The sequence below is a fragment of the Marinobacter sp. UBA2688 genome (assembly GCF_002352785.1).
Lineage (GTDB): Bacteria > Pseudomonadota > Gammaproteobacteria > Pseudomonadales > Oleiphilaceae > Marinobacter > Marinobacter salarius.
This window is the reverse complement of sequence record NZ_DELU01000006.1, coordinates 14,497-29,733: the sequence shown is the minus strand read 5'-3', so window position 1 is coordinate 29,733 and position 15,237 is coordinate 14,497. Positions and strand designations below refer to the sequence as shown.

Sequence of the window (15,237 nt, the reverse complement as noted above, 5' to 3'; positions counted from 1 at the left end):
TACGATCCCTTGTTTTGTTCTACAGGTATTAGTCGACCTTACGTTCAGAATGCCCATCAGGATGCATGCAGGTCATCAGATCGGGCTCAAACACGCCGCTTTGGTCAAAATCGTCCAGCGCTTTTTCCCACTTGGTTAACTCCAGGCCCTGGTTGGCAAGCCACGCGGGATTGAAATAGGTGTCGGTGTAACGGTCGCCACCATCGCACAGAAGCGTGACAACCGACCCGCCCTCTCGGGCACTTTGCATTTCACTGGCGAGGCTCAGTGTGGCAATCAGATTGGTACCGGTAGAGCCGCCACAACGCCGGCCAAGATGACGCTCCAGATACCGAAGCGCGGCAAAACTGGCGGCATCGGGTACGCGAACCATGCGCTCAATCACCGTCGGGCTGAAAGAGGGCTCAACCCTGGGGCGACCAATACCCTCAATGCGCGAACCGCACTGGCCGACAATATCAGACCGCCCGCTAGCGAAGGCGTCATAGAACACCGAGCTCACGGGCCAGACGCTGAGATTCAGCGTAGATCTCACTGCCATTCTCCACCAGGTGACACTCGCCCCCATAGAACTCGATTTTGGCAATTTTCTGTGCCGACGTCGTTCGGGGCATGACTGCGATAAAACGCAGCCCGAGGAGCTTGGCAAAATAGGCCTCGGAGACCGCTGTCGATCCACTCGAGGCCTCGATGATCGGGGTGCCTGGCGTAATCCAGCCATTACAGAGCCCGAACAGAAACAGTGAGCGTGCCAGCCGATGTTTGAGGCTGCCGGTCGGGTGGGTCGACTCATCCTTGAGATAGATATCAACGTCACGCAGGCCCGGCAGGTCCAGCTTGATCAGATGGGTGTCTGCAGAACGATTGAAATCCGCATCAATGCGGGCAATGGCGTCGGAAACCCATTGGGTGCGATGGAGCATGTTGTTGGCCCTGAAATCAAACAAACACCATGAAGCATAGTCGCTCTGGGTCGACTTGAAGAATAACGCTGTGTTGGACCGCCAGCCCCGCCACCTGACACACGCCTCACAAGTTGGCTGAACGTGATGCACTCACTATTCGTACTAAGTCAGCCTGCTTCCGGATAAGACGCTTTCAATTTTTTTTGGTGAGAACTGCATCCTTTTCTCTAATCGCTCCGTAACCCCCTTTGCAACACCAACAATAGAAGAGGAAAACGGAATGAATACTTTACTAAAACGCTCCGGCCTCGCCATTGCGGTTGCCGGACTCTGTATCAGTGCCGGCGCAGCAAACGCCTCAAGCCACCGCGAAGCACCCTTTATCACTGAAGTACCCAAGGTGGACGGGACCGATTTCTACATGTTCCGCAGTTACGAGACGGGACGTGCGGATTTCGTCACCCTGATCGCGAATTACCTGCCACTGCAGGATGCGTATGGCGGTCCCAACTACTTCGATCTGGATGAAGACGCGGTTTATGAAATCCACATCGACAACAGCGGCAACGCACAGGAAAACCTCACGTTCCGCTTTCAGTTCTCGGATAACCTAGAGGATAAACAGTTGCCGGTCGGCCCCGACGGCGACCAAAGAATGGTGTCCGTACCGCTCAAAAACATCGGTGATGCCAGCGACGAAGCGAACGTACAGTTCAGCCAAGACTATACTGTATCGGTTATTCGGGGCGACCGTCGTACCGGTACTGTCGAGACCGCGACCAACGTCACGGATGGCACCGCCACCTTCGACAAGCCACTGGACAACATCGGCGAAAAATCGTTTCCCGGCGGATACCAAGCTTACGCCAACCAGCACATCTTCGAGATTGGCATTCCAGGCTGCGCCACCAACGGGCAGGTCTTCGTGGGTCAACGCAAGGAAGCTTTCGCGGTCAACCTTGGCGAGATCTTCGACCTGGTCAACACCAACCCGCTCGGCCCACGTGACGGCGAAGGTGCCGGTGATCTTGCAGACAAGAACGTGACCTCCTTCGCCCTGGAAGTACCGACCGAGTGCCTGACCGGCACCGCAGTCACCGGAATGGATCAGCCCGTCATCGGCGGCTGGACGACCGCCAGCGTTCGCCAGGCCCGAGTCATCAATCCGCAACCGACCGTTGATGGCAAAGGTGCAACCGTTGAAGGCGGCGCATGGACCCAGGTATCACGTCTCGGTATGCCGCTGGTAAACGAAGTCGTGATCGGCCTGAAAGACAAGGACCGGTTCAACGCCAGCGAGCCCATGAACGATGGCCAGTTCGCTACCTACGTGACTCATCCGACCCTGCCCGAACTGCTGGAAATATTGTTCAGCAGCGCAGGCGCTGAGGCACCGAATAACTTCCCGCGGACCGATCTGGTAACAGCGTTCCTGACCGGCGTACCCGATGTAAACATGCCGGTAGGCGTGCAAACGTCAGAAATGCTGCGACTGAACCCGGAAATCGCAGCCACACCTGCAGCCTCGCAAAATGACCTGGGTGTTCTCGGTGGTGACAACGCCGGCTTCCCGAATGGCCGTCGCCCGGTGGATGACACCGTGGATATTGCCCTGCGTGTAGTCATGGGCGCATTGACCACTGATGCCCCGAACAAGGACGCCCCGTTTACCGACGGTGTGCAACTTGACCCAGCTGAGCTCCAGGAAGTGTTCCCATATCTGGCAACTCCGCTGGCCGGCTCACCCAACTCATAAGGAGTGAATCATGAAACTCACTATGAAGTTAGCCGGAACGGGCCTGATAACCCTGGCACTGGCGGGGTGTTTCGACGGCTCCAGCAGTAGCGGCGGCGGTGGCGGTGACAGGCCAGATCCGGCGGTGGATTTCTCAACCTTTGTGAAGGCTGAGATCGCAAACACCGACGACACCCGTGAAGCCGTTCAGATCAACGACAAGGAGTTCAGCTTCAATGACCAGAATAATGAACAGGCCTTCGACGATCTGTTCATCCAATAGGACCCCTTGCCGGCCTTCAGTACGCCTGAAGCCGGCAAGCACATTCCCTGCCCTTCGGGGCGGGGCTTTTTGTGTCGGGCTGTGGTTGATGGCCGGTTTTCCAAACGTCGCAACCGCTGCACCCGGACCTATCGAGACAGATTTTTCCGACACCGATATTCTTGTTGAACTGCCAGAGCCGGCACTGACCACGTCCGAATTACCGGATTCGCCCGAGCAGTTGGCAGACACCGTACAAAATCAGATCTCCCGTGCCAGAAGCACCGGAGACCCCCGTTTCCTGGGCTATGCCGACGGGATGTTGCAGCGATGGTCCGGAGAAATGACCGACCGGCTGCTTACCCTCAGGGCAACACTGGACCAGAGCCTCCACCGCTTTGACAGTGCCAGGAAAGACCTGGAAACCGTCGTAGCCCGATCCAGCGCCACACTCCAGAAAAACCAGGCTCGGTTGCTGTTGGCCAACCTGGAAATCGTTCAGGGCAATTATGAAGACGCACGAAAGCACTGCGCCCAGTTGCAACAATCCTACCCCGGATTGATTGCCGACAGCTGCACGGCTCAGGTTGATGCCCGCACGGGTAGCCCCGAAGCGGCCTACCAGAAACTCCAACGACGAACAGACGCAACCGATGCCGATGTCACCAGTCGGCTTTGGGCGGAGGGAACCCTGGGGGATATCGCCGCGCAGATAGGTAGCCCCGCTGCGGAGGATCACTGGCAAACGGTGCTCAGCATCGCCCCCGACGATCTCTATACCCGCACCCAACTGGCAGACTGGTATCTGGGCCGAAACCAGAATGACAAGGTACTGGCCCTGACCGACGACTATGAACAAGTGGATTCGCTGGCCGTTATTCGGGCTATTGCCATGGCTGAGTCAGGGCACCCGACTGCAGAGACGTTGGCCGAAAGCCTCAGGGAGCGCTTCGCAGAGGCTCGTTGGCGCGGAAACCTGCTGCACCAGCGAGACATGGCGCGTTTCCAACTGGACGTGGAAGGCGATGCCGAGACCGCATTGACCTTTGCGGCGGACAACTGGCGCAGCCAACGCGAGCCTCTTGATACCCGGCTGCTACTGCGTGCCGCCGATGCGGCGGGTGACAACGAACCAGTCCGGAAGGTGAGAACCTGGCTAAAAGAGCAGGGGCAGACCGATGCACGCTACCCGGAGGCTGAATCATGAGGGGTATGAAACAATGGGGCAACCTGGTGGTATCCATGGTCCTGCTGACCCTGATCTCCGGAACGGCATGGGCCCACAAAGCCAGCGACAGCTTCATCTACCTGAACCAGGACCGGGGCGAGATACGGATCGATGTGGCACTCCGGGACGTCTCGGTGGCCTTGCCGCTGGACCGGAACGGGGATCGCCAGCTCAGTGGTGCGGAGCTCCGTGCTGGCCGGGACCAGATTACTCGATGGGTAGAGCAGGGCGTAACCTTGTCCAGCGCCCAGGCCGATTGCCGCCTGACCGGCCAGCAATGGGGGCTTGCCAGCCATAGCGACGGCCCCTATGCCGCCGGTCTCTACACCATTAGCTGCCCCGATGGCGCCACGCCCGACACCCTGACATACAACCTTCTGTTCTCACAGGACCCGCTCCATCGCGGCCTGATAAGCCTTGAAAGCGGCGGCACCAGCACGCTGGGGGTAGTAGGCCCTGACAGTCGCCAACTGGCGCTCTCCGCCGGAGACGCACCAGGAAGCCTGCAGCTGTTCGGAACCTTCCTTTACGAAGGTGTCATCCATCTGCTCATCGGCCTCGACCACATACTGTTTCTTCTGGTGCTGATGCTGCCGGCCACACTGAGAAAAAACGATGGCAGCACGCCGGTGGGGCTGAAGCAGCGGCTATGGGAACTGACGGGGATCGTGACCGCGTTCACGGCGGCCCATTCCGTAACCCTGGCACTGGCAGCCCTTGGCATTGTTCGTCTGCCCATCGCCTGGGTGGAGACCATCATCGCCCTGTCCATAGCGGTGGCCGCCATGAACGTGATGTGGCCGATACTGGGCAGGAAAACCTGGAAGCTGGCCTTTGGGTTCGGGCTGATACACGGATTCGGGTTCGCCAGCGTTCTGGGGGATCTCACCAGCGGTGTTTCCCAGACCGTCGTGGCCCTCGCCGGCTTCAATATTGGCGTAGAGCTCGGGCACTTGGGCCTGCTGGTTATTGCCTTCCCGCTGCTTTACCTCTGGGGTAAAACACACCTTTACGGCAGGGCAGTCGTTCCGCTGACACTGATTGCCGTAGGCGCAATCAGCCTTTACTGGGTAGCCGAGAGGGCAATGGCCATCTGAGCCTGGCCCCGGTGCCTTTCGACACCGGGGCTCCCAATGGCATATTAATCAGTGCAGGGCACGGAGTTGGCGTGGATACAGAGCGGCGCTGACCTCCGGTTCATCCAGCAGATCCGCCAGTTCCATATCCACCTCGGTTTCCTCGCCTTCATCAGGCAGCGGCTCAAACAGGGTGTTCAGCCAGGAGGTTACTGACGGTGCTTCGTCACGACCGTATTCGGTGGACAAGGCCTTGATCCGTCGGAAGCCGATAATGCGCTGGTGCTTGGGATCACGGATCTGCTCAAAGCCACGCCAGTAGATGCGGTCGCGGGTGTGCAACTGCACAAACAGTGTGTCGATGGGCTCTGCCGGATCCTCACCACGCGCAGGCTGCTCTTCGTCGCTATCTGCCACTGACTGGGTGTCCTCTGACCCTGCTTCGGCTTTCGCCGGTTTCTTGCTGCGGATGGTGGTCCACGCCGGGTACAGCACGGCAACCGCATCGGCTTCCACATGCTCTCGGGCCGCGCGCAGGATCAGTCCCCAGCGGGCCTTGTCGGCATCGGTTTCAAGAGAGTTAATGGGCAAGTCGTAGCTTTGTTCGCTGGACAGTACGATCGCCATCATTGGGGCATCAAGCTCCCCCATGGCCTCGGCCTGTGCTACAGACACCAGTTCGTCGATTGCCATCGGTTGGTTCATAATACGCTCGCCTCCTCGATGCCATCAGGGTCGTTCAGGAAGAATGGGCTCTTCCTGACTCACAGCATAGCCTGTTCCTGCCATAAAGATAAACGTGGATACGGTGATCCCGGATCACAATGCGTTATTTATTGTTTCAGTGCATGGCGTCAGATCATTGCTTCCAGCAGTTCGTAGCGCCCAAACCAGGGGTTGGCCTCTTCCAGTTGTGCCGCCAGCTGAAGTAGGGTGCCTTCGTCTCCGTGCGGAGCGCCGAACTGCACTCCCACCGGCAATCCGGCGGCTGTCCAGGCGAGCGGGACAGACATCGCAGGTGTACCGGTAAGGTTGGCAAGCTGGGTAAAGGGCGTGCGGGCGAGGCTTTCCATAGCCATCTGGTCGACTTGCCCACTGCGGTGTACCAACTTGCCGGCTTTCAGCAGCAACATCAGCCGGGCAGCCACCTGCAGATGGGATGGGGTATCCAACTCGCCAATCTTCGCCGGCAACTGGCCAGCCGTCGGGCACAGGTACATGTCGTAACCTTCAAAAAACGCCCCCAGGGCGCGAGCAAAATCGTTCCACTGCTGGCGACGGCGCACGTAGTCCGGTAGAGGCATGGTCCGCCCCAACATACCGATCAGACGGGTATCCAGTTCGAAGTCGTCATCGCGGGCACCAAACTCGGCTTTCGCGCGGTCCATCAGCGTAGACACTTCCCCGAAATACAGCCCCAGATAACAGCGGGCGAGGGCCATGCCGTCGAATTCCGGACGCGCATACTCCACCCGGTGCCCCAGGTTTTCCAGAGTGCGCGCCGTCTCCTCAACGGCATCCACACACTCCCTTGCCACGTCGGTTTCGTAGGGCGACGACGTAAATACACCAATCTTGAGGCTACGTGGCGCCCGCTGCATCAGCTTGGCATAGGGGGCGGCCGGCGGTGCAATTGTAAAGGGATCTCCCACCGCGGGGCCAGCCAGCACGTCCAGCATGGCGGCGCTGTCTCGAACCGTGCGGGTGACCACGTGATCGGTCGAGGCGCCCGTCCATGCCTCACCCACCGAAGGGCCGGAGGAAATACGACCGCGCGACGGTTTCAGCCCGAACAGTCCGTTGTAGGCCGCCGGAATGCGAATCGAGCCGCCACCGTCATTGGCTCCCGCCATGGGTACGATACCCGCCGCCACCGCAGCACCGGAGCCGCCGCTGGAACCACCCGGCGTCCGATCCGTATCCCATGGATTACGGCAGGCTCCCCAGAGTTTCGATTCGGTGACTGCCTTCAGCCCGAACTCTGGCGTTGCGGTGCGGCCCAGGAATACCAGGCCTGCAGCCCGTGCACGGCGTACAAACTCCGAATCCCGGGATGCGATGTTTTTCTTCAACCCCCGGCTGCCGTAGGTACAGGGCTGGCCTTGCTGTTCCTGGGCCAGATCTTTAAGCAGCATGGGAACGCCCGAGAAGGTACTATCCGGTGTAGGCGCCTGGTTCAGTGCATCGGAGAACTGGGGGTGGCAGATGGCGTTGAGCTTGCCATTCACCGTGGCCGCACGCTCAATAGCGGCCTCACAGATGTCACTGGCCGCGACTTCTCCGCGGCGAATCAGGTCGGCAAGCGCTACCGCGTCGTATCGGAGGTATTCGGATTGCTTCATGATCGATTCCGTTTGTTATTCTGTTTTCGGGAGATTGGGGAAACCGGTATTTATGAACATGAGCTTTAAGCGTCACTTTCTTGCTGTCGTTATAATAGTCACATCTGTTATCGCGTCCACTTCGCAAGCGAGTAAAAAACCGCCGGAACCTGCCGAGAACTGGACCAGCGTTGTTCGCAGCTCACCCTACTGGTCAAGTCAGGGGGTATACCAGAACATCACAACCATCCGCCGCTGGGTACTGAAGGAGTCCGGTTATTGCTCTATGCCCGATCGGCACATTCTGTTCGATATGCGCGGCCAGTTCCTTGGCTATATCGACGATGGCTCCGACCGTGAGGCCACCCAGGTTCGCCTGAATGATACCAGAGCCTCTCTGGCAGCCACTGGCCGCGCTGACGACTGGACCCCGGGCGGCCCCGACAGGACCGGATACCCCTTCGCCCTGTCCTGTCGACAGCCGCACGTCAACCTGGATGAAGCCGTGGCACGCTACCTTGGCACCCTGCCTTCGGAACTGATTTGGGGTGCCTGGGACGATCTGTCGTTCGCCTCTCAGGAAGCACCACAGCCACTCCACGAGGCACTGATGTACGTTTATAGCCTGCGTGAGCAGCAGCAACGCCTCGATCTGCCGGTGAGCCTGCCCAAGTACCTCGGCGGCCAGGTATTGATCGAGAGCAGCGGCCAGCAAAGGGCGCACTCTGCCGCCAACGCCAAAGGCATCCTTCAGCTCTCACCCTCGGCGCTCAAAGACTGCCGGATCAAACCCGCCAACCACTGGCATCGATTGGCACAGATTGACTGCGCCCTCAAACTGATGGATCAGAATGCCCGCAACCTCAGGCCGCCCTTCGAGGCGCGCTTCGGTCACCTGCCCGATGATAAAGGGGATCAGCTTTTTACGCTGCTTCTGGTCCAGGCTTATCACGGCGGTGCCAGCCGCGTTCAGTCCCTGCTGGAGGATGAGACACTGTCGAAGCCTGCGATTTATTTTGCCCAGGAGCATGAGCGATTCAGTGCGGGAGACATTGCCTTTGGCATGGTGTTCCACAATTTGGGGCGGGATCGCTTCGGGCTCGCTTCGCTGTATTATGTGGCGGATGTTCAACTCGCCACCGAGGCGCTGTGTAAAACCGCGCGACTCGCTGATACCCGCTTCTGCCAATAAACCCGGAGCCCGCCTTGGAACTGACGTTCATCCCGGAAGGCCTGAACACCGCAACGGCCGTTTTCCTGCTGCTGAGCTCTGTCATTACGTCGATGATTACCGCCAGCCTTGGCGCCGGGGGCGGGGTTCTGCTGCTGGTATTGATGGCGTTCTGGATACCACCGGCGGCGATCATACCGGTTCACGGTATGATCCAGTTGGGTTCCAACGCCGGGCGAGCCACACTGACCTGGCAGCACACCGACTGGAAAGCCATTGCAGCCTTCGCACCAGGGGTACTGGTCGGAGCGGGGCTTGGCGCCTGGTTGCTGATCGACCTGCCGCCCTATCTGTGGCAACTGACCATTGGCGCTTTCGTGCTTTACCTGTGCTGGGGCCCCGCTCTGCCAAAGGGAGCCTTCGGCAGCATCGGGATCTTTCTTGCCTCTGCGTTAACCAGTTTCATTTCCCTGTTTGTGGGCGCAACCGGTCCCCTGGTGGCCTCCTTCATCAAGCAGATGCACACCGAGCGTTTCACCACCGTCGCGACATTCGCCACGGCGATGACGCTCCAGCACGCACCCAAGGCGTTGGTTTTTGGACTCGCTGGTTTCGTTTTCCGCGACTGGCTGATGTTCATACTGGCCATGATCGGCTTTGGTTTTGCCGGCACCTGGCTGGGGCTCCACGTGCTCAAGTCCCTGAGCAATCGGCACTTCAGCCGCGTGTTCAACGTTCTTCTGACCCTGCTCGCTCTGCGCTTGCTGTGGCAGGCGGGCAGCTCTGCGGGGTGGTGGTGATCAATCCGGCTTCTGCCGTGACGGTAAGGGCACCGTCACCACACGATTTCGCCCCTGGGCCTTGGCGGCGTATGTGCCTTCGTCAGCACGCGCAACGACTTCCCGGGGCCCTGTATCCGCAACACCCATCTCGGTCAGGCCGATGCTGGCAGTCACTCCAAACGTCCTGCCGTCCTGCTCTATGCGCAGGGCTTCAATACCGGCTCGGATTTTCTCGGCAAGCTCGACAGCGCGCGGCTGACCACAGGCAGGCAGGATAATACCGAATTCATCGCCACCAAGACGTGCCACCGTGTCCGACTGGCGCACGGACTGCGTGAGCAGGTCCGATAGTCGCCCCAGCAAATCATCTCCCAGCAAGTGCCCGCCTTCGTCGTTGACGGGCTTGAAGTAGTCCAGGTCGATCAGCATCAGAACGCTGGCCGCCGTTTTCTTGTTGGTATCCGTCAGGCATTTGACCAGGGAAGAATTGAACGCCCGACGATTGAGCAAGCCCGTCAGGCTGTCGTGGGTCGCTTCCCAGGACAATCGCTCTTCTTCGCGACGGCGGGCGCTGTCGTCCCGGATCACGAATACCATACGGTGATTATGGCTTTCCCGGCGAAGATGAAGCATTGCCAGGTCTATATCGAAGAGTTGGCCCGCCCTGTTTCGCAGGGTGGCATACAGGCTATCCACATCGGCACTGCGCAGAAAATCGTCAGCCTCCCAGCGATGGTTCTCGTCTTCAATCGATACCAGCGTGAAAAAGTTCTGCCGCTCGCCGTTTTCGGCCAATCCAAGGAACCCGGACGCGGCCTGGTTGGAGTACCGGATAATGCCTTCGGCATCCACCATCAATACGCCTTCCTGCAATACGCCCAGAATACTGTCCGCGCGTTTCTGTTGCTCGGCCAGTTCCGCCTCGATCTCCAGTTCGTGGGTGATGTCCCTGACTACGGTGATGGTACCCAGTGAACGCTCCTCCGTCTCAATCACCGCCGTCATGGCATCCGCCCACACCACGCCACCTCCGGAGCGGCTTTTCAGGCGGAATCGCCCTCGGAACACTGTTTTGCTGCGCAGAGCCTCTCGCCACGCTTCAACCGTGCCAGCCTGATCCTCTTCGTATACACCTTGAATCAGGGGGGTATGCTGGAGGTCACTGGAGCTGACCCCGATGATCCGCTCAAACGCCGGGTTCACGAACTCAATCCTGCCCAGAACATCGGTCTGGATAATGCCAATCGGCGCACTCTGGGTGAGCGAGCGGAAAAACGCCTCGCGCTCGGCCAGGGAGGACAGCACTTCGTCACGCTCTTCCATCACGGTGTTGAAGGTCTCCGCAACCTGACGGATTTCCGTGCCTCCCAGAACGTCCACCGGCTCGGTCCGTATCCCCAGGTGGCGCTCGCTGATCTGGAACCCCAGATTTCGCATGGGCGCCATCAACCGACGAAACACCACCAGCGCCAAGGGCGCCACAATCAGAATCACGATCAGGAGAGTCTGCGCAAAGCTGTCCGTCAACCGGCTGAGCGGCGCATAGGCCTCATTCACCGGCCACACCGCGGCCACAAACCAGGGCACCTGTGACATCTGGCGCACCGAGGTGATGGTTTCGGTGCCTTCCTGGTCAAGCGTCTGCACAGTGCCTTCGAAGCCCGCCATCGCCTTCTTGTGAGCCTCGTTTTCAAGCCTGAGCGGCACCATGGTTTCACCGGTACGGCCGTGGCCCAGGGTTACACCGGTACGTGTGGCAATGCTGACATAGCCGGTTTTGCCGATACTCACACCGCTGGTGTCTTCCATGAAGTTGTCGCCGTCGAGAAAAATCGCCCCTCCCAGCACACCGATAAACCGTTGACGATGATCGAAAATCGGCGCCGTCATCATAACGGCGGGCCGCTCCAGGTAATTCGACACATAAGGGTCACTGATAATGGAGGTGAGTTGGCTTGAGGTCTGTCGAAAATACTCACGGCCGCTGACATCCAACCCCGTCTGCTCGAAGCTTTGCGGATACTCGGCAATGACCTTGCCACTGGCATCAAATACGTAGATCCCGTCGAACATATGTTGCAGCGCAATCTCGCGACGGATGAGAAGGCGGGAGCGGGAACGCAGCACCACCTCTTCCATGGTGAATCCTTCCGCGACATGGGTCAGGGTATCCCGGCGCTGGGCCAGGCGTGCATCAAGATCGCCGGCAACCAGTTCCGCGATGGTCTCCACCTGCTCCCTTGTCTGCCCCGCCAGTTCCGAGCGTCCCACCAGAGAACTGACCACGGCCACCGCCAGAGCAGCCAGCACGATGGCCAGGATGACAAAGGCAACAGCACGATTAACCAGGCTTGCTAGCCAGCGTCTTATCATCACAGCGGAGTGGCTCCCGCTTCATGGACGCAGGATAGGTTCGGGTTGACGCCCCTTAATGCTAAATATCTGTTTTTCACTGGATAACGTGTCGATTACTGGAGGATTTAATATTGGTAAGTCTAACAGAGACTCGGGTTTCAGCAGGTTACAGAACTTGCAATTTCAATGATAATCGTTACTATTTAGACCTGTTTTCTTAACTGAGGTTTCCCCAATGTCCGAGTCCCTGCTCGCCGACGCCACCGGAATCAGCGCCGGCCCGGTCAGTCAGCTGCTGGAAATGGGCGGCCCCGTCATGATTGTGTTGCTGGCGATTGCCCTGGCAGGTGTTGTCACCTTTCTTTACCTCATGTTATTCGGCACTTTTTTTGCCCCCAGGTTTACTGCCAAACTTAAAAAGGCCATTACAAAATGGCAACAAAGGCCTGGCGACAACGTGTCGGAGGACCTGCAACGGTCCGCAAGCCGATGCGCCCGACTGAACCCACTGCACCACTTGATCGTCAACACCATGAACGCCCGCAATGCCGGCACCGATCCCCAGCAGATTCGGGAGTCCGTCGCCAGGGACGCCCATGAAGCCCTCGAGCCGTTCGAGGCACCGCTCAAAATCATCGAAGTGATTGCCGCGCTGGCACCGTTGCTGGGCCTTTTAGGCACCGTTCTGGGCATGATGGAGGCGTTTGGAGCCATGGCCGCCACCGAAGGGCGCGCCAATGCCTCCCAGCTAAGCGGCGGCATCTACGAAGCACTCACCACAACTGCGGCCGGCCTGGTTATCGCCATTCCGTTTGCCGCACTGGCCGCCTGGATTGAATTCCGCCTGCGGCGTATCCAGAAAACCATCAATAGCGCACTGGTTACCATTCTCTCGGTCCCCGTCGCCACAACGGAAAGCGAATCGGCGTTGGAGACCCACGATGAGTCGGCACCGGCCACCGGCACCAGGACCGGGCGCGTTGTGGAGTATTCCGGGGACGAGCATCAGGGTCGCCTGGCCAATGCAACTGGTTGAACCACGCCCGGCACGCCCGATCCCAATCCGCATCACCCCACTGATCGATGTGGTCTTCATTCTGCTGGTGTTCTTCATGCTCACCAGCCGTTTGCTGCCGGTCAGTTTCATGGAGCTTAGCAACAGCACGGGCGACACCAGTTCCGTCACCGGAGAGCCGATCCCCGAAGTGGTCATTCAGCGTGATGGCCAAGCTCGCTGGCAGGGAGAAACCTATGGAGTGGACGGTCTGGTCCAGCAGCTCCGGGCCGGCGGCGTCAGCGAAATCAACCTCGCCACAGAGTCTGCCACCCAACTGACCCATTTCACCCAGGCCTACAGCCAGCTCACTGACAGTGGCGTTACCACGCACTGGAAGCGCACCCCTGACGCTGCGGAGCAGCCATGACGGATCTGGTACCGCCGCCCGTTACCTCGGGCAAATCATTGATGGAGCGTCTCGAGGACGCTCTCCTGCCGCTCATCAATCTGGTATTCCTGCTGCTGATGTTCTTTATCGTGGCAGGCCAACTGTCAGACACCCCGTTGCCAGAGCTACCGGGCACCGGGCAACAAGCCGGTAATGAGCAGCCCTATGCCGATCTGACCGTCACTGCAAAAGGCGAGTGGCAAGTCGACGGCCGCACCGTAACGACGGATGACCTGTCCAAGGCATTGCCAGCGCCGGATGAAGAATCCCCGTTGAAAATCGCCGCTGAACGCGAGATTGCCATGTCTGATCTGGAGTCGCTGCTTCGTGTGCTGGAGGACAGCGGCTATCAGGAAGTCATCCTGCTGACGGAGCCCGCCAGTTGATGGGTGCCAGCAAGACCGTCCGTTGCCTTCTTCTGCTCGTTTCCGTTGTTATCACTGCCATTGTGGTGGTAATCGCCACGCCCGAGCGAATTCCTGAACTGAAACCGCTCGGAAACGCCGCCGTTAATTCCGCGCCTGCTATCAAGATTTCCCTGGCCGGCAAACCGGCGCCCGAAACGCCCGAACCCCAGCCCCCCGAGCCAACTCCGAAACCAGAGCCAGAGCCAGAGCCAGAGCCAGAGCCAGAGCCAGAGCCAGAGCCAGAGCCAGAGCCAGAGCCAGAGCCAGAAATTGTGCCGGAACCGGAACCCGAGCCACAACCCGAACCTGAGCCGACACCGCAACCCGAAGTAACAGAGCCTGAGCCCCAGGTTGATGCGACTGAAAGCGACACGAGCACGGAGCAAGTATCCGAAAACACTGCTGAAACTGCTGAAGAAGAAAGCCTCAGCCAGCAGGTTGAACTCACTGCCGGACAGTCCTCCGATGTGGACCGCTACCTCACGGAACTGAGCCGGCATCTGGGGCGCTACTACGAATACCCACGTCGTGCCCGTCGTCTTGGCCAGGAAGGCGCTCCGGTGGTGGTTTTCGAGTTCAGCCGTGATGGCACTCTGGTAGACCACTCTTTGCACGCCTCCTCAAGCCATGCATTGCTCGATGATGCTGCGCTGGACATGCTCAAGGACGCCGAACCACTGCCGGAAGTACCCGACTCCATGAAAGGCCAGACCTTCACCTATACCCTGCCGATTAATTTCAACCTACGTTGAGCAATGTTGAGCAATTTTTCGCTCGACCAGCAAGATCTCGCCCTAAAGCCAGCAACTGATTGCCTGGCCCAGCCGTAGACTATCAACCTGGAAACCGTTACTTATTGTTATTAAAGACATTTATGTTTCTGGCACGGCCTTTGTTATGTGTTAAGTGTCCAGGGAGATCCCGAGGACACTTACTCATTCACACGTCATGGAGCAGACTATGCCAACTCCTTGTTATATCAGCATCGAAGGCCAAACTCAGGGCAACATCACCGCCGGCGCATTCACCTCCGACTCCGTAGGCAACATCTACGTTGAAGGTCACGAAGACGAAGTGCTGGTTCAGGAATTTAGCCACGTTGTCACCGTTCCGACCGATCCCCAGTCCGGTCAGCCTTCCGGTCAGCGCGTTCACAAGCCGTTCAAGTTCACCTCTGCGCTGAACAAAGCAACCCCGCTTATGTACAACGCCCTGGCTTCTGGCGAAATGCTGCCGAAGGTTGAGCTGAAGTGGTACCGCACCTCTGTTGAAGGCAAGCAGGAGCACTTCTTCTCCACCATCCTGGAAGATGCCACCATCATCGACATCCAGTGCAACATGCCGCACTGCCAGGATGCCGCCAGCGCTGACTTCACCCAGCTGGTAACCGCGTCTCTGTCCTACCGCAAGGTAACCTGGGAGCACGCTGTTGCCGGTACTTCCGGTGCGGACGACTGGCGTTCGCCGATCGAAGGCTAAGCCTCCGGTCCACGAAGTCACAACGGCCAGCCTTTGCTGGCCGTTGTTGTTTTTACGGCAAGACCAACACC

General features: G+C 58.9%; 14 protein-coding genes and 1 pseudogene. 11 read left to right on the top strand and 4 right to left on the bottom strand.

Going from position 1 to position 15,237, the window contains the following annotated elements; all coding sequences use genetic code 11:
• Nucleotides 1-28: 28 nt before the first annotated feature.
• Nucleotides 29-923: pseudogene (locus B3M52_RS01290) on the bottom strand (PLP-dependent cysteine synthase family protein).
• 262 nt (nucleotides 924-1,185) lie between these two features.
• Between B3M52_RS01290 and B3M52_RS01285 the strand changes: the two are divergent.
• The 4 genes from B3M52_RS01285 to B3M52_RS01270 all read left to right on the top strand — a co-directional run bounded on the left by B3M52_RS01285 (nucleotide 1,186) and on the right by B3M52_RS01270 (nucleotide 5,227).
• Nucleotides 1,186-2,661, top strand: coding sequence for a DUF4331 domain-containing protein (locus B3M52_RS01285; protein ID WP_036202030.1), 1,476 nt, complete (start codon nucleotides 1,186-1,188; stop codon nucleotides 2,659-2,661).
• A gap of 10 nt (nucleotides 2,662-2,671) precedes the next feature.
• Nucleotides 2,672-2,923 carry a hypothetical protein gene (locus tag B3M52_RS01280; protein WP_041335685.1) on the top strand — a complete coding sequence of 84 codons (252 nt, stop codon included), beginning with the start codon at nucleotides 2,672-2,674 and terminating at the stop codon, nucleotides 2,921-2,923.
• 88 nt (nucleotides 2,924-3,011) lie between these two features.
• Nucleotides 3,012-4,109, top strand: coding sequence for a tetratricopeptide repeat protein (locus B3M52_RS01275; protein ID WP_075196302.1), 1,098 nt, complete (start codon nucleotides 3,012-3,014; stop codon nucleotides 4,107-4,109).
• Entirely contained in the window at nucleotides 4,106-5,227 is a 1,122-nt protein-coding gene (locus B3M52_RS01270) for a HupE/UreJ family protein (RefSeq protein WP_075196303.1), read from the top strand. Before B3M52_RS01275 ends, B3M52_RS01270 begins: the two co-directional genes overlap by 4 nt.
• A 48-nt stretch (nucleotides 5,228-5,275) precedes the next feature.
• Here the strand turns inward: B3M52_RS01270 and B3M52_RS01265 are convergent, their stop codons facing one another.
• Nucleotides 5,276-5,911 carry a hypothetical protein gene (locus B3M52_RS01265; RefSeq protein ID WP_036202020.1) on the bottom strand — a complete coding sequence of 212 codons (636 nt, stop codon included), beginning with the start codon at nucleotides 5,909-5,911 and terminating at the stop codon, nucleotides 5,276-5,278.
• A gap of 149 nt (nucleotides 5,912-6,060) precedes the next feature.
• Entirely contained in the window at nucleotides 6,061-7,548 is a 1,488-nt protein-coding gene (locus B3M52_RS01260; RefSeq protein ID WP_075196304.1) for an amidase, read from the bottom strand.
• A 265-nt stretch (nucleotides 7,549-7,813) separates the two neighbouring features.
• Between B3M52_RS01260 and B3M52_RS01255 the strand changes: the two genes are divergently transcribed.
• Together B3M52_RS01255 and B3M52_RS01250 are read left to right on the top strand one after the other, a co-directional pair.
• Nucleotides 7,814-8,719: a hypothetical protein gene (locus tag B3M52_RS01255; RefSeq protein ID WP_226909971.1), complete on the top strand. Its 906-nt coding sequence runs from the start codon at nucleotides 7,814-7,816 to the stop codon at nucleotides 8,717-8,719.
• A gap of 14 nt (nucleotides 8,720-8,733) precedes the next feature.
• Nucleotides 8,734-9,498 (top strand): sulfite exporter TauE/SafE family protein, encoded by a 765-nt coding sequence (locus tag B3M52_RS01250; protein WP_041335677.1) that lies wholly within the window; start codon nucleotides 8,734-8,736, stop codon nucleotides 9,496-9,498.
• On the opposite strand, the gene B3M52_RS01245 is transcribed toward B3M52_RS01250, so the two are convergent.
• On the bottom strand, nucleotides 9,499-11,853 hold the full coding sequence (locus B3M52_RS01245) for a sensor domain-containing diguanylate cyclase (protein WP_075196305.1): 2,355 nt from the start codon (nucleotides 11,851-11,853) through the stop codon (nucleotides 9,499-9,501).
• Between the two features lie 217 nt (nucleotides 11,854-12,070).
• On the opposite strand from B3M52_RS01245, the gene B3M52_RS01240 reads away from it, so the two are divergent.
• The 5 genes from B3M52_RS01240 (at nucleotide 12,071) to B3M52_RS01220 (ending at nucleotide 15,166) form a co-directional block, all read left to right on the top strand.
• On the top strand, nucleotides 12,071-12,871 hold the full coding sequence (locus B3M52_RS01240) for a MotA/TolQ/ExbB proton channel family protein (RefSeq protein ID WP_075196306.1): 801 nt from the start codon (nucleotides 12,071-12,073) through the stop codon (nucleotides 12,869-12,871).
• Nucleotides 12,858-13,259, top strand: a complete 402-nt coding sequence (locus B3M52_RS01235) for an ExbD/TolR family protein (RefSeq protein WP_075196307.1) — start codon at nucleotides 12,858-12,860, stop codon at nucleotides 13,257-13,259. The genes B3M52_RS01240 and B3M52_RS01235 overlap by 14 nt, the downstream gene beginning before the upstream one ends.
• Nucleotides 13,256-13,666, top strand: a complete 411-nt coding sequence (locus tag B3M52_RS01230; protein WP_075196308.1) for an ExbD/TolR family protein — start codon at nucleotides 13,256-13,258, stop codon at nucleotides 13,664-13,666. The genes B3M52_RS01235 and B3M52_RS01230 overlap by 4 nt, the downstream gene beginning before the upstream one ends.
• The gene (locus tag B3M52_RS01225; RefSeq protein WP_286748563.1) at nucleotides 13,666-14,439 is read left to right on the top strand and encodes an energy transducer TonB; all 774 of its coding nucleotides are present in this window, start codon (nucleotides 13,666-13,668) and stop codon (nucleotides 14,437-14,439) included. Before B3M52_RS01230 ends, B3M52_RS01225 begins: the two co-directional genes overlap by 1 nt.
• A 208-nt stretch (nucleotides 14,440-14,647) precedes the next feature.
• Nucleotides 14,648-15,166, top strand: coding sequence for an Hcp family type VI secretion system effector (locus B3M52_RS01220; RefSeq protein WP_007155157.1), 519 nt, complete (start codon nucleotides 14,648-14,650; stop codon nucleotides 15,164-15,166).
• Nucleotides 15,167-15,237 lie beyond the last annotated feature (71 nt).